The sequence below is a fragment of the Luteococcus peritonei genome (assembly GCF_039526385.1).
Classification (GTDB): Bacteria; Actinomycetota; Actinomycetes; order Propionibacteriales; family Propionibacteriaceae; genus Luteococcus; species Luteococcus peritonei.
Genome location: NZ_BAAAIX010000034.1, coordinates 178,888 through 199,742 on the forward strand (window position 1 = coordinate 178,888; position 20,855 = coordinate 199,742).

A 20,855-nucleotide genomic window follows, 5' to 3' on the forward strand; every position below is an offset into this window, starting at 1 on the left:
CGCTTGTGCGCATGTCGAATTTCAGCTACGTCCGTGAAGGCGACGAGTACGTCCTCAAGATCGCGAGCCGCGGACGTGAGGTGCTCGCCAACCCGCTGAGCAACTTCGGCACCGCCTTCTCCCACGAGCAGCGTGCAGCCCTGGGTGTGAACGGCCTGCTGCCGCCCAATGTGATGACCATGGCGCTGCAGCTCAAGCGCGTCTACGCGCAGTACCAGGGCCAGCCCGACGACCTGGCCAAGTACGTGTACCTGAACACCATGCAGGACCGCAACGAGACGCTCTTCTTCCGGCTGCTCAGCGAGCACATCGAGGAGATGCTGCCGATCGTCTACACGCCCACCATCGGCCGGGCCATCGAGACCTACTCGCAGTGGTACCACCGGCCCCGCGGTGTCTTCCTGTCGATCGAGCGTCCCGAGGAGATGGAGAGCTCGCTCTCGGCCATGGACCTGGCCCCCGAGGACGTTGACCTGGTGGTCGTCACCGACTCCGAGGGCATCCTCGGCATCGGCGACCAGGGCGTGGGCGGCGTGGCCATCACCGTCGGCAAGCTGAACGTCTACACCGCGGCCGCCGGCATCCACCCCAGCCGTGCGCTGCCGGTGGTGCTCGACGTGGGCACCGACAACCTGGACCTGCTGAACGACGAGACCTACCTGGGCTATCGCCACGCCCGGGTGCGCGGCCAGCGCTACGACGACTTCGTGGACCGCTTCGTGCAGACCGTCACCCGGCTCTACCCGAATGCGATGATCCACTGGGAGGACTTCGGCGCGGACAACGCCCACAAGATCCTGCAGCGCTACCGCGACGAGATCTGCACCTTCAACGACGACATCCAGGGCACCGCCGCCGTCGTGGTGGCCGCCATCCTGTCGGCGGTGCGCCGCAGCGGCCTGCCGCTGTCGCAGCAGCGCATCGTGGTGCACGGCGCCGGCACCGCCGGCGTGGGCATCGCGGAGCTGCTGGTGGAGCAGATGGTCAGCCAGGGCATGGACCCGGCCGAGGCCCACCAGCTCTTCTGGGGCCTGGGCTCGCGGGGCCTGCTGCGTGAGGGCATCAAGGTGCGTGACTTCCAGGAGCCCTTCATGCGCAGCAGCGAGGAGCTGGCCGGCTGGACGCTGGACGTCGAGGGCCGCTACGAGCTGGCCGACGTGGTCCGCAACGTGAAGCCCACCATCCTGATCGGCACCTCGGCCCAGGCCGGATCCTTCAACGAGAAGATCGTGCGCGACATGGCCGCCCACTGCGAGCGCCCGATCATCATGCCGCTGTCCAATCCCACGTCGAAGTCCGAGGCGCTGCCCGCAGACCTGCTGGCCTGGACCGACGGCAAGGCCCTGATCGCCACCGGCTCGCCCTTCGAGCCCGTGGTCCACCAGGGTGTTCGCCACGAGATCGCGCAGGCCAACAACGCCCTGGTCTTCCCGGGCCTGGGTCTGGGCGTGGCAGCCTGCCGCGCCAGCCGCGTCACCGACGGCATGATCGCCGCCTCCGCCACCGCGGTGGCCAAGATGGTCAACAGCAATGCCCCGGGCGCCTCGCTGCTGCCCAGCATGGACAAGCTGCGCGCCGTCTCCGCCCGGGTGGCCATGGCGGTGGCCATCGCCGCCCAGATCGAGGGTGTGGCCGGACGCAAGCTGGACAACCCGGTGCAGGACATCCACGAGCAGATGTGGACCCCCGACTACCCGCGTATCGAGGCCGTCTGACGTGCTGCTCGACCGCACCACGTGGCAGGCCCGCCGCGACGACCATCGCGAGCGGGCCTGTGCCCTGCTCGGGGACGTGGTGGAGCGACGCCGCACGGGCCGCAAGCATCCCGTCGACGACTTCCTGTTCGACTACTACACGCTGCGCCCCGGTGAGCTTGCCCTCTGGCACCCCGGGATCGGTGTGGTGCTGGAGGATCCGGAAGGGGAGTACGCCGAGCGGCGCTTCTACCGGCACGAGGACGGCCGGTCCTGGCTCGACGTCGAGACCTTCTGGGCCAAGCGCGGACGCACAGCGCAGCAGGCCGGTGAGCTGCTGCGGGCCGTCGCCGGCCGGCCGGCGCACCTGGGCTGCTTCGGGATGCACGAGTGGGCGATGGTCTACCAGCTGCAGCCGGACCAGACCCGGCACTCCTACCTGCCGCTGCGCTTCGAGCCCGAGGAGGTGGCACAGGTGGTGGAGCAGGTGGGGCTGCGCTGCTCCCACTTCGACGCCTTCCGCTTCTTCACCCCCGAGGCGGTGCCCCTGAACAGCGAGCGGCCCACCCGCGAGCGCCAGGTGGAGCTGGACCAGCCGGGCTGCCTGCACGTGAACATGGACACCTACAAGTGGGCCGGCAAGCTGCTCGGTGCCGTGGACTCCGCCCTGCTGCTGGACTGCTACCAGCTCACCCACGAGATCCGCGAGCTGGACATGCGGGCCAGCGCCTATGACCTGCGGGAGTGGGGCTACGAGCCGGTGATGGTGGAGACCCCGCAGGGACGCGCCGACTACGTGCGTCGCCAGCGGGACTTCGCCGAGCGGGCGGTGGGCCTGCGCGCCCGGTTGCTCGACGTGATCGACCGGTTGGAGTCCGCCGTCGCAGCGCCCGTCTCCGTCGGCTGAGCGAGCGCTCAGCGCCGACGCAGGTGCGCCAGGTGGGAGAAGCCGGCCGCTGCGGTACCTGCGCCCAGCGAGCCGAGGATCAGCCCGGCCACGAAGTCGGAGTCGGAAGCGCTCATCACCCCGGCCATCATCGCCAGCACCAGGAAGATGGCGGCCGCCCCACTGACCAGGGCCACCAGCATGGCCACCGCGCCTTGGGTGGCGGTGGGTCGGCGCTCCGGCGTCGCGCCCGAGGACGAGGCCACGACGGGCAGCTGGGGGACCGGCAGCCCCACCAGGCAGGTGCCCAGTTCGGCGCGGGAACGGGCCTGCAGCGCGGCCAGGGTGCGCTGGTCGAACTCCTCGTGGGTGAGCCGCCCTGCGCTGAAGTGCAGGGAGAGCTGCTCGCAGACCAGGTCACGCTCGCTGTCACCCACCAGTGTGGTGGGACGCTGCGGCGCGCCCCAGGCGGGGACGGCCGGCGCGGAGTCCAGGCCTGGTACCCCGAAGGAGGTCGCCTGCGGGTGCTGGACGGAACCGGGAAAGCCGGTGACGGGTTCGTGGCTCATGACCCAACTCTCGCCGCCCCGGGGGCTCCCGCACAGGCCCGGACGCGACCAGCAGACCGGCGTCGCACCAGGACTGGACCGTGGTCGCAGCCTCGGTGCAGCTCGCTCGCACCGGGGGCTCGGTGACAGCCCTGTGACCCAGTGTGACTGTTCGCCGGCCCGCGCCCGGTGGTGAGGGCCAAAGACTGTTGGCCGCGGGAGGTCGGCACCGACGCCGGCCCACCAGACCGCACCGTCCCCCAGGAGGATCCCTTGACCAGTTCCCGACGCGCGCTCAGCCTGCTCTGTGCCCTGACCGTGATCACCACCGCCACCGCCTGCGGCTCGTCCGCATCCCCCACCGCATCCTCGGGCAGCTCGACCAGCGCCTCACCGACGCCCTCCTCGCCCGCGGCTGCGACCTTCGACCTGCAGGCCCACCGCGGCGGCCGCGGGGAGACCACCGAGGAGTCGCGACGCGCCTTCGAGAAGGCGCTCGACCTGGGGGTGAGCACGCTGGAGTTCGACATCGTGCTCACCAAGGACCGCGTCCCGGCCGTCTGGCACGACCCGGTCGTGATGCCCGAGAAGTGCGCCGACACGGCACCGGTCACGCCCAAGGACCCGCAGTACCCCTACGTCGGCAAGCTGGTGCACGAGCTGACCTGGCAGCAGCTGCAGACCCTCGACTGCGGCAAGAAGCTGAAGGACTTCTCTTCCGCGGAGGTGGTGCAGGGCAACAAGATCCTGCAGCTCTCGGACGTCTTCGCGATCACCGCGCAGCGCGGAGCAGACGTGCGCTACAACATCGAGACCAAGCTGGAGGCGGCCGAGCCCACCACGTCCGCCACGCCGCAGGAGTTCGTCGACGCCATCCTGCCGGTGGTCGAGAAGGCCGGCCAGCTCGACAAGGTGATGGTGCAGTCCTTCGACTGGCGCTCCCTGCCGCTCGTGCACCGGGCGCAGCCGACGATCCCGCTGGTGCTGCTGTGGGACGAGACCACCTGGGTCAAGGACTCGCCCTGGACCGGGGAGGTGGACCACGAGGCGGTCGGCGGCGACATCGTCAAGGCGGCCCAGCAGGTGGGTGCGACGGTCCTGTCACCGGGCTACACCGTGCCCTACGGTGCCAAGGCCGGCGACGACGGCTTCACCCTGGTGGCCGACAAGGCACTGGTGGAACGCGCCCACCAGGCCGGCATGACGGTGGTGCCGTGGACCATCAACGACGCCGCCACCATGGAGGCCCAGATCGAGGCCGGCGCCGATGGCATCATCACCGACCAGCCGAGCATCCTGCGCGAGGTGATGCGGAAGCGGCAGATGCCGCTGCCGACGCCCTGGCCCGCTCGCTGACGCCCCTCGAAGGGGCAGCCTCCCACCGGGCGGCTGCCACCTCGGCAGCAGACCGTGCCGCGGGAATGCCACCTCTCAGACGAGACCCAGCACACCCTTGGCCACGGCCAGCGCGCCACCGATGCCGGCCAGACAGAGGGCCAGCGTGCGGGCCCGTCCGGCCGGGACGTGCCGGGAGAGCCGAGTCCCCAGCCAGACGCCGAGCAGCACGTCGACGACCACCGCCGGCAGCACCCACCACGGTGGCAGCCCGGACAGGCCCTGGGGTGCGGTGGCGGTCTTGAGCGCCACCGACAGGGCGCCCATGGTCATGAAGGTGGGCTGCACGGTGGCGGCGAAGCGCTCCTGCTCCCAGCGGCTGAGCCGGGCGTAGACCACCATCGCGGGCGCGGCGACCCCGGCCGTGGTGTTGAACAGCCCGCCCACCAGACCGGCCGCCAGCATCGGCAGCCGGCCGCCCAGCCGGGGCAGCTCGGGCAAGGTCAGCGAGGTGAGGAGCGCGAGCAGTACCACGAGGCCGACCACCAGCTGCAGCCAGGCGGCGGGCAGGGCGTGGACCAGCCAGGCGCCGGTGACAGCTCCGGGGAGGGCGGCCGTGATGATCCAGCGGAAGCTGTCCCAGTCGATCCGGGGCAGCACGGTGAGCATGATCACGAAGCCCGAGACCACCGTCACGGCATTGGTGACCAGCACCCCCTGCGAGGCGCCCAGCAGGAGCGAGAGGGTGGGGGCGACCACCAGACCGACACCGGTGCCCGAGACGCGCTGCAGCGTCGCGCCGACCAGCACGGCAAGGGCCGCGACCACCACCAGGACCATTCGGCCATCATGCTCCGTGCCGGGCCTCAGCGCCCGTCACCACCCACAGGATCGTTGAAGGTGACCTGAAAACCGCTGCGGACGGCGTGTGGGACGAGCGTCCGCCGAGCTGCCCGACCTAGGGTGTGGGAGCGGATCCTTCCCCCTCGTGGTCCGCCGTGAATTGGAGTGAGTCGTGACCTTCGCCGTCGCCAAGCCGTACCTGCTGCTGCCCGTCGCCGTGACCCTGGTGGGTCTGGCGGGATGTGCCCAGGTGGACCCCGATGCCCAGTCGGCCACGCCGGCCGCCCAGCAGTCCTCCCAGGAGGCCACCCGCGGCGTCTCCGAGCTGGCCACCGCCACGCCCAGCGCCACCGCCACGCCCAGCGAGGGCGGCGCCGCCAGCGCCTCGGCCGACCCGTCGGCAGCCGCGAGCAGCTCGGCCTCGGTGAGCCCCTCGGCGAGCAGCTCGCCCACCCCGAGCTCAAGGCCCACCCAGAAGCCCACCGCGCCCGCCCTGCTCAAGGCGGGGGCCAGCGGTGACAAGGTGCGCGACCTGCAGCACCGGTTGCAGCAGCTCGCCTGGTTCGAGGGCCGGATCACCGGCAGCTACGGCGAGGCGACCACCGCCGCGGTGCGGGGCTTCCAGGCCAAGCGAACGCTGCCGGTCACCGGGGAGCTGGACCAGAAGACCTGGCAGGCCCTCGTCGAGCGGACGAAGCAGCCCACCCATGACCAGATGTACAACATCATCAAGGCGGGCCCTGCCCTGCTGAAGCTCGGCTCCACCGGGCCCTCGGTGCAGGACCTGCAGGCGCGGCTGAAGCAGATCGGTTGGTTCTCCGGCAAGGTGACCACCAGCTACGGCTCCAGCACCCAGGCCGCCGTCAAGCAGTTCCAGGCCAAGCGCGGCATCCCCACCACCGGTGATGTGGACCAGCGCACCCTCGACCTGCTGCACGGCATGACCCGCACCCCCACCCAGGACGAGCTGAACAATGTGGCCCCGAAGGTGGCGGCCGCCAAGCTCGACCCGCGCTGCATGACCGGGCGGGTGCTGTGCATCTCCAAGAGCTCGCAGCGGATGTCCTGGGTGATCGACGGCAAGGTGCAGGACAGCTTCAGCGTCCGCTTCGGCTCCGAGCTGACCCCTACCCGTGAGGGCACCTTCAGCGTCGGCTGGAAGTCGCGCGACCACGTCAGCACGCTGTACCACACCGCCATGCCCTTCGCGATGTTCTTCTCGGGCGGCCAGGCCGTGCACTACTCGGCCGATTTCGCCGCGCGCGGCTACAACGGAGCCAGCCACGGCTGCGTCAACGTGCGCGACCGCGACGGCATCGAGTGGCTCTTCGGCCAGGTCAAGGTCGGCGACAAGGTGGTCGTCCACCGCTGAGCGGACGCCACGCGACGGCCCGGGATCCCCGGGCCGCTGCCACTCAGCCCTTGACCAGGAGTGCCGCCACCTGCCGGCCGCGGGAGCCGGTCAGGAAGACGGTGGTGTCGCCGGGCTCCTTCTCGAACAGGACGGTGCCCTCCAGCGTCTGGCCCGCCACGATCGGGCGGCCCTCCAGGTAGCTCTGGTCCGTCGGCGAGCTGTCGTACTGGGCGGCCGACTGGTTGTCCAGGGCGAAGAACCCGATCCGCTGCTGACCCCGGGTCAGGCTCACCCGGACGGTGAGCAGCAGGCCCTGCGAGGTCCAGCGGCTGGTCACGATCTCGAAGGTGCCCGCGGACTCGTCCTCGTTGCTGGTGAAGGGGATCCGGTTACGGTTCTGCTGACTGGGCAGCGGGCTGGGCGCCGGATCGGTGCTGCTGGCCGGGGTAGCCGGGGCGGCCGGGGAACCGGAGGTGGCCGGCCGGGTCGGGCTGGCGGCCGGGCCGGGGGGCGTCGACCCGGCAGCCGTGTCCGGTCCGGAAGGGCGCGCGGTGACGGAGGGCGTGGTGCCCGGAGAGACGGGGGCAGCGCTCGTCGACGGGCTGGCTGCCGGCTGCTCGGCATCCTCTTCCACGGGTCGGTTGCGCAGCAGCAGCCAGGCGGCCAGCAGGGCACAGCCGAGCAGTGCGACCAGCGGCAGCATCCACCAGGGCCCGCGCGGCCCACGACTCCCGACGGGACGCCCTGGCGGCGGTGCGGCAGCGGCACCGAAGGGCTGCAACGGGTCACGTCCGCCGGTGCGGCGCGTGCCCGCCCAGTGGCCGTTGGGGGAGTCCGGGTGGTTCTGGCTCATGGTGCGTCCAGACTACCCGCGGCCGCTGACCGTGCGAGCGGGCTGCCGTCCTGCATCCACAGGGACGAGCGTCCCGCTCCGGGCTGTGGATGGATGACGATGTGCGGGCTCCTGCATCAAGAGTCATGGACATGAGTACTGACGACATCACCCGGCTCGGCGTGCGGGACACCGCGGACCTGCTGGCGCTGACCCCCTACCTGATGGGCTACCAGCCCACTGACCGGCTCGTCTTCCAGGTGATGGAGCACCGACGGCTGCATGCCACGGGCGCGGTGGAGCTGGAGGCGGTGCACCAGCCCGAGGCGCTACAGGAATCGATCACCCAGCTGCTCGACCGGCTGGAGGCGCCCCTGGTGCTGCTGGCGGCCTGGACCGACGACCGCGAGCTCGGTGAGCTGGCGCTGCAGCTCGCCACCGACGCGGTGGGTCGCCACCGGCTGCTGGACCGGGTGCTGGTGACCAGCACCACCTGGCAGACGCAGGACGGTCGTAGCGGCGAGACCGAGGCCCTGCGCCGATCGCCGGTGGTGGCCGCGGCCGTCGTCGCCGGCCTCAGCGCCGCCCCCACGCGAGAGGCTGCTGTGGCGGTGGTGCAGGGCCCCGTGCCGGAGCTGGTGGACCAGCTCGAGGCGCTGCACCACCGGGCGGAGGACCGGCTGGTGACGCTGGGGGAGGCCGGGTGGACGCAGCGTGCCAGGACGATGGTGCGCGAGGCGCTGGCGGGTCGCGAGCCGGCCGGGGGTGAGCTGGCCGAGCTGGCCCTGTTGTCCGGCCTGCCCGACGTGCGCGAGTCGCTCTGGCTCGACATGACGCGCCGGCGGGCTGCGGAGAACCTGGACCTGTGGACCCGCGTCGTGGCGCAGTGCCCCTCCACCTATGCGGCGGGGCCGGTGCTCACGATGGGATTCGCCGCCTGGCTGGCCGGCGAGGGGGCGCTGCTGGGCAGCTGTGTGGACCGTGCGCTGGAGCTCGGCCTCGATGACTGGGAGGTGGATGTGCTGGAGGCGCTCAGTCAGGCGGCGGTGCACCCGTCGGCCTGGGAGCGAAGCTGCAGCCGCGACAGCCTCCACCAGCCGGCGGGGTCGCGCTAGAGCTGTGTCCCCACCAGGCTGCCGACCCCGTAGGTCAGGCCCATCGCCAGCGCGCCCACCACCAGGTTGCGCACCATGGGGCGCCAGGCGCTGCCGCCGCCGAGCCGGGCGGAGACGGCGCCGGTGAGCGCCAGGGCCACCAGGACGGCGACCAGGGTGGCGACGACCCGGGCCTCGACGGGGCTGAGCAGCATGACCGCCAGCGGGATCAGCGCGCCGAGGGTGAAGGACAGGGCGGAGGCCCAGGCAGCACTCCACGGGCTGGTGCGCTCGTCGGCGCTGATGCCCAGGTCCGCCTCGGCGTGGGCGGCGAGGGCGTCGTGGCTGCTCAGCTCGGCGGCGACCAGCTCGGCGGTCTGCTCGCTCAGACCCTTGTCCCGGTAGATCTCGGCCAGACGCTGCTGCTGGCCCTGGGGATCCTGGGAGAGCAGGCGGCCGCGGGCCTGGAGCTCGGCGATCTCGGTGTCCTTCTGGCTGGAGACCGAGACGAACTCGCCGCCGGCCATGGACAGGGCTCCTGCCACCAGGCCGGCCATGCCGGCGATGAACAGGGCGGTGCGGTCGCTGCTGGCACCGGCCACGCCCATCACCAGGCCGGCGGTGGACACGATGCCGTCGTTGGCGCCGAGCACACCGGCGCGAAGCCAGTTGAGCTTGGAGCTGAGGCTGCGCTCGGTGCGCAGCGGGGCGGACCCGGCGGTCTCGGTGCTGACCGCGGGGGCGCTGATGGAAAGGGCTGCCATGACTCCATGGTGGGTGCGCCGAGCACACCGCGCAACGAAGGAGAGGCAGCCCTAAGCGGTCTGACAAGCGGTGACACCTGGACTGTGTCTGTTGTCCAACCCGCCGTCACAAAGCACGGACCGCACCTCGTAAACTGCCACCATGCAAACCAGAGGTCCCCAGGGTCCGCCCACGTCGACGGCTCCCACGTCGATGTCGGCGGCGCGTGCCGCAGTGCTCGAGGCAGTGCGCACCCGGGGCCGCCTCTGCTCGGTGCGCGAGGTGGCCGACCAGCTGGACCTGCACCCGAACACCGTGCGCGAACACCTTGACGCACTCCTCGAGCAGCGCCTGGTGGAGCGCGAGTCCTCCTCACCCGCCGGCCGGGGGCGTCCGGCGCTGATGTACCGCGCCACCACCGCCATCACCGACGTCGCGCGTGACTACGAACTGCTGGCCGAGGTGCTCGCCGAGCAGCTCGCCCAGTTGCCCGACGCTGCCGGGGCCTCGCGAGCCGCTGGCCGCTCCTGGGGTTCTCGGCTGGGCCACGGTGACGGCGAGCCGGTCGAGCTGCAGGCCTGGATGGCCCAGCTCGGCTTCCAGCCCCACCAGCTCTCGCAGGCCACCTGGCTGCTGCGCAGCTGCCCGATCCTGTCGGCGGCGCGCCAGAACCCGGACGTGGTCTGTTCCGTGCACCTCGGACTGGCGCAGGCGATCGTGGAGCGGCAGGGCCAGGACGGCTCGCAGATGGCGATCGAGCCGATGGGCCATCCCCAGGGCTGCCTGTTGCACCTGCGCGCGCCGCAGCTGCCGACCGAGCCGATGGGCTAGGGCGGTCGTCGCGCCCAACGGGGCAGGGGCTAGCATTTAGCACGACATGGACATTGCAAAATCTTCTTCTGCTGGCCTCGACGACCCGAAGCGGCTGACCCGGCGAGGCTGGCACACCCGCGCAGCGGTGCCGATGCTGCTGTGGATGCTCGCGGCCGTCGTGATGGTCAACGTGCACCGTTTCGTGCCGCGCTCCACCTGGCTGCTGGTGCACTTCATGACGCTGGGCGTGGCCAGCAATGCCATCGTCGTGTGGAGCAACCACTTCGCCGATGCCGTGCTGCGCACCGGTTCGCGGGGCCACCGACGCGAGGTGGTGGAGCTCGCGCTGCTGAATGCCGCGCTGGTGCTGCTCAGCGTCGGCGTGGTGGGGCAGTGGGCCGTCCCGGTCTGGATCGGCGCTGCGGCGCTGGCGGCGATGGCCGGCTACATCATCGTCGAGCTGGGTGGCCAGGCGCGCAGCAGCCTGCCGGCACGCTTCGCGATGACGGTGCGCTGGTACCAGTGGGCCGCTCTCTGCCTGCTGGTCGGTGTGGTGCTCGGCGCCCTGATGGCCGTGCCCTTCGGACGCTGGGCCGACGGCCTGCTCACCAGCCACCTGGTGCTCAACGTGCTGGGCTGGATCGGCCTGACGGTCTGGGGGACGCTGGCCACGCTGTGGCCCACCATGCTGCGGGCCCGGGCCGACGACGGCACCGAGCGTGCCGCACGTCGTGCGCTGCCCGTGATGCTCGTCGGCATCGTGCTGCTGGCGGCTGCGCCCCTGCTCGCCGGACCAGCAGCTCTGGCTTGGCGACTGGCTGCGCTGGCGGGTACGGCTGCCTACCTGACCGCCGTCGTACTGCAGCTGGGCCCCATCCTGCGCGCCTGGCGCGTCAAGCCCACCACGAGTTTCGCAGTGCTCTCCGCCGCCGCGGCGCAGGCCTGGATGGTGGTCTGGCTGCTCTGGCTGGCCGTGCTGCTGGTGACCAGCGCCGGGCAGGCGGAGCTGGTGGCCTCGCTGCGCCAGAGCGTTCCGCTGCTGGTGGTGGGCTTCCTGGCCCAGGTGCTCGCCGGTGCGCTCAGCTATCTGCTCCCGGTGGTGCTGGGCGGCGGCCCCGCCATGGTGCGCACCACCAGCGACGTCTTCGAGCGCGGCGCGGTGGCCCGCTGGGCCCTGCTCAACCTCGGCCTGGCCACCTTCCTGCTGCCCATCACCTCGGTCTGGAAGGTCACCACCTCGCTGGCCGTCTTCCTGGTCCTGGCCTGCTTCCCGGTGCTGGTCTGGAGGGCCTGGCGGCTGCGCTCCCACGGTGAGGCCCGTGACGACCTGCAGCACCAGCCGAGCGCCCGCCGCATCCCCCGGGGCCTGGCCTGGGCCCTGGCCTGGTGGCTGGTGGTGGCCGGCCTGGCCGTCGCCGTCGATCCGGTGGGATTCCGGTCCATGCTCGGCTCCTCCGACGCCTCCGGTGGCGTCTCCGCCACCGGGCAGACCACCACGGTCGACGTCGTCGCCAAGGACATGCGCTTCGTGCCCGACGTGGTGCAGGTGCCGGCGGGCAACCGCCTGGTCATCAACCTGGTCAACCAGGACCCCGGCATGATCCACGACCTGATCCTGGCCACCGGGCAGACCTCCGGCCGTCTGGAGCCCGGTGGCCGTACCACCCTCGACGTCGGCGTCGTGGGGGAGTCGGTGGACGGCTGGTGCTCCGTGGCGGGGCATCGACAGCTCGGCATGGTCTTCCGCGTCGAGACCACCGGTGGTGCGGCCCAGCCCTCGTCGAGTGCCTCCAGCGGGATGCAGCACGACCACGGGGCCACCGGGACCGCGCCGGCCCCCACCCTGGACCAGAGCCGTGATCCTGCCGCCGGCTGGAAGGCTCGCGTGGCAGCACTGCCCCCGGCCACCACGATGAAGGTGCACAAGCTCACGCTCACCGCCACCGAGGAGGTCCAGGAGGTCTCGCCCGGGGTGCAGCAGACGGTGTGGACCTTCAACGGTGCGGTTCCCGGACCGGTGCTGCGTGGACGGGTCGGTGACGTCTTCGAGGTGACGCTGGTCAACGACGGCACCATGGGCCATTCCATCGACTTCCATGCGGGTTCGGTGGCCCCGGAAGCGCCGATGCGCACCATCGCCCCTGGCGAGAGCCTGGTCTACCGTTTCACGGCGAAGCGGGCCGGGGTCTGGATGTACCACTGCTCCACCGCGCCGATGAGCCTGCACATCGCCAACGGCATGTATGGCGCCGTCGTGATCGACCCGCCGGACCTGCCGAAGGTGGACCGTGAGTACGTGCTGGTGCAGGGCGAGCAGTACTACGGCGCGCCCGCGGCCGACGGCAGCCCCGGCATCGCGAGCTCCGAGAAGATCGCCCAGGAGAAGCCCGATGCGGTGGTCTTCAACGGCTATGCGGGTCAGTACGACCGGGCGCCGCTGGCCGCGCGGGTGGGCGAGCGGGTGCGGATCTGGGTGCTGGACGCCGGCCCCACCCGACCGCTGGCCTTCCACGTGGTGGGCGGGCAGTTCGACTCGGTCTGGACCGAGGGCTCCTGGAAGCTGCGGAACGGGACAACACCTGGCGTGCCCGGATCGGTCGACGGCGGCAGCCAGACGCTGGGCCTGCTGGCCAGCCAGGGCGGCTTCGTGGAGATGGCCTTCACCGAGGCCGGCCGCTATCCCTTCGTGAATCACCAGATGGTGGATGCCGAGCGAGGGGCGCACGGCTTCATCGAGGTCTCCCGGTAGCCGTTGTCCACAGGGTTGCGGGCGTCGAGGAATTGTCCACAGCCCACCTCGGGCGTGAGGAATCCCCGCGGCCGGCGTCCAAGCTCCAGGTGTGCGGACCCATGACCTCGACGAACTGGCACGCGCCCGGCTGCAGTACGTGACGGCGGGCGCGCCACCCCTGGTGCCCTCACCCCGACGGTGCGCGCCGGACCGGACGGACGAGGAAGGCCGCACGGGGCCGCCGGTGGTTGGGCAGATCGACCCCGGTGCCGAAACCGCAGTCCGGCCAGACGCCCGCCCCTCAGCCGACGTCGCCGAGACCGGACCCGTCGAACTGCAGCCCAGCCGTGCCGAGCGGCTGATGGCCTTCGGCCGCGGCCACCTGGTGGCGGTGGCGCTCGTGCTGGCTCTCGGTCTGGTGGGCACGGTGGGCTGGTTGCTGCGCTCCCGACCCAGCGAGGTGCCGTTGGCCGTGCAGCCGGTCTCCGGGGGATCGGCGGCCCTGACCCCCTCTCCGGCTGCAGGTGGCGCGTCCCCGGCACCGGCCACGCCGTCTGTCCAGGCCGCCCTGCGGGTCCACGTGATCGGGGCCGTGCGACGCCCGGGGGTGGTGCAGCTCCCGGCCGGCGCCAGGGTGTCCGACGCGATCACGGCTGCTGGTGGACTGCTGGCCAGCGCCTCGCCCGGTGAACTCAACCTGGCGGCGCCGGTGGCCGACGGCAGCCAGGTGGTCATCGGGACCCGGCAGCGGCCCCGGGGCGAGGTCCGTCCGGCCGAGCAGGCTGCCTCCGGCTCCCAGTCACAGAGCGGGGCGGCCGCGCCCTCCGGCGGACATGGCGGAGCTGGGGCGGGCACACCGGCGGGCGGGGCCCTGGTGGACCTCAACACCGCCACCGCCGAACAGCTCGACCAGTTGCCCGGGGTGGGTCCGGTGACGGCGCAGAAGATCCTGGACTGGCGCAGCCAGCACGGGCGCTTCAGCCGGGTGGACGAGCTGCAGGAGGTTGACGGCATCGGCCCCACGAGCTACCAGCGAATCGCCCAGCATGTCCGCGTCTGAGCGCGAGCCCGCCAGATCGGAGCCCTTGGACCTTCGCCTGCTTCCCCTGGCCGCCGCAGGCTGGGCCGGCGCCTGGTGGGGGACCGCTCCCGAGGTCCGGACGGCGGCGGCCCTGTGCGCCGTCGTCCCGGTCGTGCTGTTCTGGGGCCGTCATCGGGGCCTCACCCGCAGGGGCCTGGCCGCGGTGCTGGTCTGCCTGGCTTGCGCGGCCTCGGGGCTGGGGCGGGAACACCGCCTCGACTCGTCGACGGTGGCCCAGCTGGCCCGGGAACGGGCCGTGGTGCGCGCCGTCGTGGTGGTTGACGGTGACGTCGTGCTGCACCCCCGTCGTGGAGTGATGCCTCCGATGGCACTGGTACAGGCCCGGATGGTCCAGCTCGACGGGAGGGGGCGGCGCGTGCTCCAGCAGCTGCCGCTGACGGTGCGCGCCAGCGGAGAGCTGGCCGAGGCGCTGGCCGGCTGCGCCGCGGGCGAGCGGATCCAGCTGGAGGGGCGACTCTCACAGCGCGAGAACGGGCGGCCGGTGGCGGCCCTGCTCCAGGTCCGAGCCCCGCCGTTGGAACTGGCCCCGCCCTCGCCCGGAGCGCGCGCCGTCAACGCCCTGCGACGGGGTCTGCACGACGCCATGCGGCACAGCCCTGCGCAGCAGGCAGGCCTGTTGCCCTCTCTGGTGGTGGGCGACACCGCCGGCTTGGACGAGTCCTTGGAGGAGGACTTCCGCAGCACCGGCCTGACCCACCTGACAGCGGTCTCGGGGACCAACCTGACCCTGACGCTGGTCTTCCTGCTGGGCGCTGCGCGCTGGGCCGGGCTGACGGGCTGGCCGGTGCGCGGGTTGGGGTTGCTGGGGGTGCTGGCCTTCGTCACGGTCTGTCGCGCCGAACCCAGCGTGCTGCGTGCCGGGGCCATGGGGCTGGTGGCACTGGCGGGGCTGGGCCTGGCGGGAGGGCGGGGCCGGGGGCTGCGCCACCTGTGCCTGGCCGTCTGGCTGCTGGTGCTGGTGGACCCGTGGTTGGCGCGCTCACTGGGCTTCGCGCTGTCAGCGCTCGCCACGGGCGGGATCCTGTGGTGGGGCCAGCGCTGGACCCGGGCCATGGCCTGGGCCCCCGGATGGCTGGCCGAGTCGGTGGTGGTTCCGCTGGCCGCCCAGCTCGCCACCCAGGCCGTGGTCACCTCGATCAGCGGGGAGGTCTCCGTGGTGGGGCTTGCCGCCAATGCGCTGGCCGGGCCCTTCGTCGGGCCCGCCACGGTGCTGGGCCTGGCCGCCATGATCGTGGCGCCGCTGTGGTCGGGTCTGGCGTCGGTCCTGGGGTGGGTGGCCGGCTGGTGTGTCCAGCCGATCATCTGGACCGCCACCACGCTGGCCGCGCTCCCGGCAGCCACCTGGCGCTGGCCCGCGCAGCCGGTCCTGGTGCTCCTGCTGGGTGTCCTGTGCCTGCTGGTGGCCCCAGCCGTCCCCTGGCTGCTCGCACGACGATGGGCGTGCCTGCTCCTCTGCCTGGTGCTGTGCCTGGCCTGCATCAGGGAGCCGAGGCCGCTCGGCTGGCCCGGAGACTGGCAGGTGGCCTTCTGCGACGTGGGGCAGGGCGATGCGACGGTGTTGCGCGCGGGCGACGGCCAGGCCGTCGTGGTGGACACCGGCCCGCCGGGCGGCGACGTGGTCGACTGTCTGCGCCGCCTGGGGGTCAGAGGGGTGCCCCTGCTGGTGCTGACGCACTACCACGACGACCACATCGGTTCCCTGCGGGAGCTGCTGCAGGCCCTCCCGGTGGGCGCGGTGCTGCTCAATCCGATGGAGTCTCCCGCTGCTGCGGCGGCCCGTACTCGACGCTCGGCGGAGGCACGCGCCATCCGGATCGAGATGGCCGTCGTCGGTCAGCAGTTCCGCATCGGGCAGGTCGGCTGGACCACTGTCGGGGTGGGGGCCCGTGCCGTCCTGGCAAGCATGGGGGAGGGCGAGTCCTCGCAGGACAATGACAGCTCCACGGTGGGACTGGTCCAGGTCGGCACCCTGCGCCTGGTGATCGGCGGGGATGTGGAGCCGGCCGGGCAGCAGCGGGTCGTGGCCCAGGGCTGGCAGCCCGGGGTGGAGGTGCTCAAGATGCCGCACCACGGCTCGTCTCGGCAGGACGAACGCTTCTGGTGCGAGTCAGGTGCGGTGCTGGCCGTGGCCAGCGCCGGCTTCCGCAACGACTACGGCCATCCGGCCCCCGCTGCCCTGCGCCTGGCCCAGCGGTGCGGCATGCAGGTGGTCCGTACCGACCTGGGCGGCACCATCACGGTCTGGCGCGACGGTGATCGCCTCGAGGTGCGCCGTCAGCGCGAGGGTCCTCCCTGATGCTACGCGCGGGGTCACCGAACGTAGAAGGTCCAGCCGGTCCAACCCCACTGGCTGTGCTCGCAGGGATCGCGTCGGTAGAGCTTGAAGCCCTGCTGGCGCATGTAGTCGATGTGGACCCCCTGCGCCTTGCGGCAGGACTGGAGCGTCCGGTGCTTGCCGGTGGAGTGCTGGCGGTACTCGCGGGCCTCGGCCGGCCATCGAGGCCAGGGCGACGGCAGAGACGAGCGTGGCTGCCGAAAGGCGTGCGATGGTGGTCATGGATCCTCCTTGGTGAGCGCTGTGGCGTCAGGCTAGGGGATTCGAGGCTCACCCTTGACAGGGTTCGGCGCTGATCAGTTCTGTCAGTGGCGACTGGCATGCTTGGGGACGTGGCAAACCAGCGAACCCCCGGCCGGGCACCCGAGGCGACCTTCGGCAGCTGCGTGCTGGTGATGGGCGCCGAGTCGCTGATCGCGGAGCGCGCCGTCGCCGAACGCGTCGCCGCCGCCCGCAAGCAGGAGCCCGAGGCCGAGATCACCAAGGTGGTGGCCGGCGAGCTGGAGGGAAACCGGCTGGCCGAGCTCACTGGCGGCTCGCTCTTCTCCAGCGCCGACATCGTCGTGGTGGAGGAGCTGTCCAACCTGCCGCAGGACCTCTTCGACGCCATGCTGGCGGCCGCCAAGGACCCGGGTGAGAACCTCTGCCTCACCCTGGTGCACCCCGGCGGGCAGAAGGGCAAGGGCTTGGTCGACAAGCTCAAGAAGGCCAAGATCCCTGTCGTCGAGGCCGCCCCGGTGAAGAACTGGGAACTGCCGCGCTGGGTGGCCACCGAGGCCCGACGCATCAAGCTCGGCCTGGACCAGGAGGCCGCCCAGGCGCTGGTGGACGCCGTCGGCTCCGACCTGCGCGCCCTGGCCGGCGCGCTCTCACAGCTGGCCAGCGACTGGGAGGGCCAGAACGTCACCAGTTCCATGATCGCCCGCTACTTCGCCGGACGCGCCGAGGTGACCAGCTTCGCCGTCGCCGACGACATCATGGCCGGCCGCCCCGGCCCCGCGCTCGAGAAGCTGCGCTGGGCCCTGTCCACCGGCGTGGCCCCCGTCCTGGTCACCAGCGCCGTGGCCAACTCGCTGCGCGGCCTGGGCAAGTACCTCGACGTGCGCTCCGCCCGGATGGGCGAGGGGGAGATGGCCCGCGAGGTCGGCGTCCCGCCGTGGAAGATCAAGGACCTGGCCCGCCTCTCGCGCAGCTGGAGCGCCCCCGGCGTCTCCCAGGCGCTGCGCTCCGTCGCGCTCGCCGACGCCCAGGTCAAGGGTGCCGCCAGCGACCCGGACTTTGCGCTGGAGCAGATGCTGCTCGCCATTGACCGCGCGCACCACGTCGGCCGCTGAAGCCCTGGACCGCACATGAGCGCAGGTCGGCTGTTCACCGAGCGCTGCATCCTGCTGCCGCTCGAGATGCGTGAGGTGGCGGCCCGGATCACCAGCGAGGACTTCTTCCTGCCCCACGCCGGGCTCGGGCTGGTGCACCACGGGCCGGACCACCCCGGCGACCTGCTGTCCATCTACCCCCTGCTGATGGCAGCTGCCGAGCACCCCGAGGACCATGTCACGGGCACCTGGACGGTGGTGCGGCGCGCAGACCTGGAGGCAATCGGCTCGATCGGGGTCAAGGGGCGGCCCGACGACCAGGGCGCCGTGGACATCGGCTACGGCTTCGTCCCCGCCAGCTGGGGCCAGGGGTTCGCGACGGAGGCCACCGGCGAGGTCTGCCGTGCCCTGCTGGCGCAGGAGGTGGACCTGGGTGCCCCGGTGCGGGAATTGCTGGCCGACACCCGGGTGGACAACCTCGCCAGTCAGACCGTGCTGCGCCGGTGCGGCTTCCAGCTCGTAGGGGAGAGGCACGACTGCCACGACGGACCGCAGCTCCACTGGAGACGACAAGACCAGCGCCTCGACCCCCAGTCGGGTCGAGACGCTGTTCGGTGAAGCTCTTCGTCTGTGGCCGGTAGGCCCGAGGGCTGCTGGCGGGTGATGCGAGGCGGTCGGTGTGACCGCCGCCGAATCAGAGGGACTTGGCCTTCAGGCTGATGGCCGACTTGCGGTTGGCAGCCTGGTTCTTGTGGATGACACCCTTGGAGGCAGCCTTGTCCAGAGCGCGGTTGGCGGCCTGGGCCAGGGTGGTGGCCTTCTCGTTGTCACCAGCGGCCACGGCCTCGTTGAAGCGACGCACGGCGGTGCGCAGACCCGACTTGACGGCCTTGTTGCGCTGACGCGCCTTCTCGTTGGTCTTGATGCGCTTCATCTGGGACTTGATGTTTGCCACTGAATTAACCCTTTGACTGGATCGGAGCTGGAATGTCTGGAAAAGACGTCGGCGTCGAGGACGCGACTCGTCACATTACCAGCGCACGGGCACGGGGCTCAAATCGCTGACGACTCAGATCCTGCAGGCATCCCGATGTGGGCTCATCACGGCCGCCGACAGAACATCACCCCCGTTGGAACAGGGGCGATGACGCACGGAAGGCCGTGATGCGGGCCGGCGTCCCGCGAGAGACCCCGCGCGCCTCCGGCTCGACGAACCACATCGCCTGGTAGCGGCCCACGGCCAGCACCGGTGGGCGCAGGTCGTACTCGTAGCCGCCGATCAGCTCCACCGCCCGCTCGCCGAGCTGCTCGCCCACGGTGCCCATCGGGATGTGCACCTGGTCGGAGCTGAAGTTGTAGAGCTGCACCATCGTGCCCAGCGGGTGCTCACGCACCAGCAGCAGCAGGCGCGGGTCGGGGCTGGGCAGCACCCGCGACTCCACCGAGGCGTGCAGCTGCGGCGTCGCGCCGCGGACCTGCACCAGGTGCTTCAGCGCGGCGTGCACCCAGTTGCCCGGGTGTTGCGGATCGGCCAGCACCTGGGCCACCTCGCGCCAGGGCATCCGGGGCCGGTGCACCCAGCGGTTGTCGGCCGCGTGGGTGGGGTCCTCGGCGAACTGGTGGTCGTTGAGCAGGGCGAACTCGTCGCCCATGTAGAGCAGCGGGATGCCGCCGAAGCCCATCACCACGGCGTGCAGCAGGTTGATCCGGTCCACCGCATCCCAGACGTCCTGGCGGCTGCCCTCGCCCAGCGCATGCTCCAGGCCGGCCAGCGAGGCCAGCGAACCGCTGATCCGCCGGTCACCGGTGGCCGGATTCGCCTGGAAGACCAGGCCGCGGGCGAAGCTGCCCATGAACTCGCCGGAGTAGAAGTCGCTCAGGAAACGACGGTGGCTGAAGCCGTCCAGGCCGGCCGCGGCGGCATCCTCGTCGGTGACGGCCCAGCCGATGTCGTCGTGGCAGCGCACATAGGTACCCCAGGTGGTGCTCGTGGGCTTGGCCGGGAAGCGGCCCAGGGCCACCTCCATCAGCCGGGTGTCACGGCTGGCCAGCGAGCTCCACAACTGCACCATCAGCGAGTTGTGGTAGGCCATGTCGCTCACCAGGCCGCTGTGCCGGCCGGTGCCCAGGTAATGGATCAGGTCGTCGGGACCGACGATCGCCTCGGCCTTGAAGGCCAGCGCCGGGGCGACGATCCGGGCGGCCGCGCGCAGCGCCTCGGTGATGTCGTGCACCTGCGGCAGGTTCTGGCAGACCGTGCCCAGCTGCTTCCAGATGAAGGCGATCGCGTCCAGTCGCACCACCTCGACGCCCTGGTTGGCCAGGTGCAGGATCACGTCGAGGAATTCGCAGAAGACGTCCGGGTTCGCCCAGTTCACGTCCCACTGGTAGCTGTTGAAGGTGGTCCACACCCAGGCCTGCAGCTCGTCGTCCCAGGTGAAGTTGCCGGGCGCGAAGTCGGGGAAGACCTCGGGCAGCACCTGCTCATAGGCATCGGGCATGGTGCGGTCGTCGAAGGCCATGAAGTAGTCGCGATAGCGCTGCTCACCGGCGCGGGCGCGCTCGGCCCACTCGTGCTCGCGCGCGACGTGGTTCAGCACCAGGTCCACCACCAGGGAGATCTGGTGCTCACGCAGCGTGCCGGTGAGTTCGGCCAGGTCGTCCATCGTGCCCAGGTCCTCGCGGACGGTGCGGTAGTCCATCACGGCATAGCCGCCGTCATTCTCCCCGGGCCGCGGCTTGAGCAGCGGCATCAGGTGCAGGTAGCGCACCCCCAGCTCGTCGAGGTGGTCCAGGTGCTCGGTGACACCGCGCAGGGTTCCGGCGAAGCGGTCGGTGTAGCAGACATAGCCCACCATCTCGGGGCGCTGCAGCCAGTCGGGCTGCAGCAGGCGCTGCTCGTCGAGCTCGCGCAAGGCCTCGGGGCGCTGCCTGGCGGCGGTCAGCATCAGCTCCAGCAGCCGGTCCATCAGATCGTCGGTGCGCTCGGCGTAGACCGCGCGCAGGCTCTCGTCCAGGCCCGGCGACCAGCGCTGCCAGCGGAGCCGGAAGCTGGTGGCGGCCGGACCCCGGCCCAGGACGGACTCGACCCTCGCCTCCAGCGGATTGCGCTCGTCGGTGCGGGTCCAGGGCAGCGTGGGGATCGGCATGGACCAAGCCTAGATGTTGGTCGCAGGCAGGTTCATGACACTCGGGTGATGGGAGCTTTCCCGCCGAGGGCGCTGTGGCCTC

The 20,855-nt window shown here is 71.4% G+C and carries 16 protein-coding genes and 1 pseudogene; 11 read left to right on the forward strand and 6 right to left on the reverse strand.

All coding sequences use genetic code 11. The features are described 5' to 3' along the window. Positions 1-11 precede the first annotated feature (11 nt). Both ABD073_RS14935 and ABD073_RS14940 read left to right on the forward strand, forming a co-directional pair. On the forward strand, positions 12-1,715 hold the full coding sequence (locus tag ABD073_RS14935) for an NAD-dependent malic enzyme (RefSeq protein ID WP_343875891.1): 1,704 nt from the start codon (positions 12-14) through the stop codon (positions 1,713-1,715). Between the two features lies 1 nt (position 1,716). After that, positions 1,717-2,601, forward strand: a complete 885-nt coding sequence (locus tag ABD073_RS14940; RefSeq protein WP_343875893.1) for a 3-methyladenine DNA glycosylase — start codon at positions 1,717-1,719, stop codon at positions 2,599-2,601. A gap of 8 nt (positions 2,602-2,609) precedes the next feature. Here ABD073_RS14940 and ABD073_RS14945 read toward each other — a convergent pair whose 3' ends face one another. Further along, positions 2,610-3,149, reverse strand: a complete 540-nt coding sequence (locus ABD073_RS14945; RefSeq protein WP_343875895.1) for a DUF1707 SHOCT-like domain-containing protein — start codon at positions 3,147-3,149, stop codon at positions 2,610-2,612. A 252-nt stretch (positions 3,150-3,401) separates the two neighbouring features. On the opposite strand from ABD073_RS14945, the gene ABD073_RS14950 reads away from it, so the two are divergent. Then, the gene (locus ABD073_RS14950) at positions 3,402-4,484 is read left to right on the forward strand and encodes a glycerophosphodiester phosphodiesterase family protein (RefSeq protein ID WP_343875897.1); all 1,083 of its coding nucleotides are present in this window, start codon (positions 3,402-3,404) and stop codon (positions 4,482-4,484) included. A gap of 75 nt (positions 4,485-4,559) precedes the next feature. On the opposite strand, the gene ABD073_RS14955 is transcribed toward ABD073_RS14950, so the two are convergent. Further along, on the reverse strand, positions 4,560-5,303 hold the full coding sequence (locus tag ABD073_RS14955; RefSeq protein WP_343875899.1) for a TSUP family transporter: 744 nt from the start codon (positions 5,301-5,303) through the stop codon (positions 4,560-4,562). Positions 5,304-5,478: 175 nt separating this feature from the next. Here ABD073_RS14955 and ABD073_RS14960 point away from each other — a divergent pair, with 175 nt between their 5' ends. After that, positions 5,479-6,678 carry a L,D-transpeptidase family protein gene (locus ABD073_RS14960; protein WP_343875901.1) on the forward strand — a complete coding sequence of 400 codons (1,200 nt, stop codon included), beginning with the start codon at positions 5,479-5,481 and terminating at the stop codon, positions 6,676-6,678. A gap of 43 nt (positions 6,679-6,721) precedes the next feature. Here ABD073_RS14960 and ABD073_RS14965 read toward each other — a convergent pair whose 3' ends face one another. Next, positions 6,722-7,513: a hypothetical protein gene (locus tag ABD073_RS14965; protein WP_343875903.1), complete on the reverse strand. Its 792-nt coding sequence runs from the start codon at positions 7,511-7,513 to the stop codon at positions 6,722-6,724. 131 nt (positions 7,514-7,644) lie between these two features. On the opposite strand from ABD073_RS14965, the gene ABD073_RS14970 reads away from it, so the two are divergent. After that, positions 7,645-8,607: a DUF4192 family protein gene (locus tag ABD073_RS14970; RefSeq protein WP_343875905.1), complete on the forward strand. Its 963-nt coding sequence runs from the start codon at positions 7,645-7,647 to the stop codon at positions 8,605-8,607. Here ABD073_RS14970 and ABD073_RS14975 read toward each other — a convergent pair. Continuing rightward, positions 8,604-9,350, reverse strand: coding sequence for a VIT1/CCC1 transporter family protein (locus ABD073_RS14975; RefSeq protein WP_343875907.1), 747 nt, complete (start codon positions 9,348-9,350; stop codon positions 8,604-8,606). The two genes, ABD073_RS14970 and ABD073_RS14975, sit on opposite strands and share 4 nt — an antisense overlap. Before the next feature lie 193 nt (positions 9,351-9,543). Here ABD073_RS14975 and ABD073_RS14980 point away from each other — a divergent pair, with 193 nt between their 5' ends. The 6 genes from ABD073_RS14980 (at position 9,544) to ABD073_RS15005 (ending at position 18,242) form a co-directional block, all read left to right on the forward strand. Beyond that, a complete protein-coding gene (locus tag ABD073_RS14980) occupies positions 9,544-10,161 on the forward strand; it encodes a helix-turn-helix transcriptional regulator (protein ID WP_386751678.1) in 618 nt (205 codons plus the stop codon). Between the two features lie 46 nt (positions 10,162-10,207). Next, positions 10,208-12,892 (forward strand): multicopper oxidase domain-containing protein, encoded by a 2,685-nt coding sequence (locus ABD073_RS14985; RefSeq protein ID WP_343875911.1) that lies wholly within the window; start codon positions 10,208-10,210, stop codon positions 12,890-12,892. Positions 12,893-13,118: 226 nt separating this feature from the next. Continuing rightward, on the forward strand, positions 13,119-13,934 hold the full coding sequence (locus ABD073_RS14990) for a ComEA family DNA-binding protein (RefSeq protein WP_343875912.1): 816 nt from the start codon (positions 13,119-13,121) through the stop codon (positions 13,932-13,934). Between the two features lie 25 nt (positions 13,935-13,959). Continuing rightward, positions 13,960-16,272, forward strand: coding sequence for a ComEC/Rec2 family competence protein (locus ABD073_RS14995; RefSeq protein WP_343875913.1), 2,313 nt, complete (start codon positions 13,960-13,962; stop codon positions 16,270-16,272). A gap of 371 nt (positions 16,273-16,643) precedes the next feature. Further along, positions 16,644-17,645, forward strand: coding sequence for a DNA polymerase III subunit delta (holA, locus tag ABD073_RS15000; protein WP_343875914.1), 1,002 nt, complete (start codon positions 16,644-16,646; stop codon positions 17,643-17,645). Between the two features lie 15 nt (positions 17,646-17,660). After that, on the forward strand, positions 17,661-18,242 hold the full coding sequence (locus tag ABD073_RS15005; protein WP_343875915.1) for a GNAT family N-acetyltransferase: 582 nt from the start codon (positions 17,661-17,663) through the stop codon (positions 18,240-18,242). Between the two features lie 76 nt (positions 18,243-18,318). Here ABD073_RS15005 and rpsT read toward each other — a convergent pair whose 3' ends face one another. After that, positions 18,319-18,579 (reverse strand): 30S ribosomal protein S20, encoded by a 261-nt coding sequence (gene rpsT / locus ABD073_RS15010; RefSeq protein ID WP_343875917.1) that lies wholly within the window; start codon positions 18,577-18,579, stop codon positions 18,319-18,321. Positions 18,580-18,838: 259 nt separating this feature from the next. After that, positions 18,839-20,773 (reverse strand): annotated as a pseudogene (locus ABD073_RS15015) (alpha-amylase family protein); the annotation flags it as partial. Positions 20,774-20,855 lie beyond the last annotated feature (82 nt).

Bases quoted from the DNA above. Each gene is read 5' to 3' on its own strand.
- ABD073_RS14970 (WP_343875905.1), top strand. From the start codon at position 7,645: ATGAGTACTGACGACATCACCCGGCTCGGCGTGCGGGACACCGCGGAC.
- ABD073_RS14985 (WP_343875911.1), top strand. From the start codon at position 10,208: ATGGACATTGCAAAATCTTCTTCTGCTGGCCTCGACGACCCGAAGCGG.
- ABD073_RS14980 (WP_386751678.1), top strand. From the start codon at position 9,544: ATGTCGGCGGCGCGTGCCGCAGTGCTCGAGGCAGTGCGCACCCGGGGC.
- ABD073_RS14945 (WP_343875895.1), bottom strand. From the start codon at position 3,149: ATGAGCCACGAACCCGTCACCGGCTTTCCCGGTTCCGTCCAGCACCCG.
- ABD073_RS14955 (WP_343875899.1), bottom strand. From the start codon at position 5,303: ATGGTCCTGGTGGTGGTCGCGGCCCTTGCCGTGCTGGTCGGCGCGACG.
- ABD073_RS14935 (WP_343875891.1), top strand. From the start codon at position 12: ATGTCGAATTTCAGCTACGTCCGTGAAGGCGACGAGTACGTCCTCAAG.
- ABD073_RS15005 (WP_343875915.1), top strand. From the start codon at position 17,661: ATGAGCGCAGGTCGGCTGTTCACCGAGCGCTGCATCCTGCTGCCGCTC.
- ABD073_RS14975 (WP_343875907.1), bottom strand. From the start codon at position 9,350: ATGGCAGCCCTTTCCATCAGCGCCCCCGCGGTCAGCACCGAGACCGCC.
- ABD073_RS14965 (WP_343875903.1), bottom strand. From the start codon at position 7,513: ATGAGCCAGAACCACCCGGACTCCCCCAACGGCCACTGGGCGGGCACG.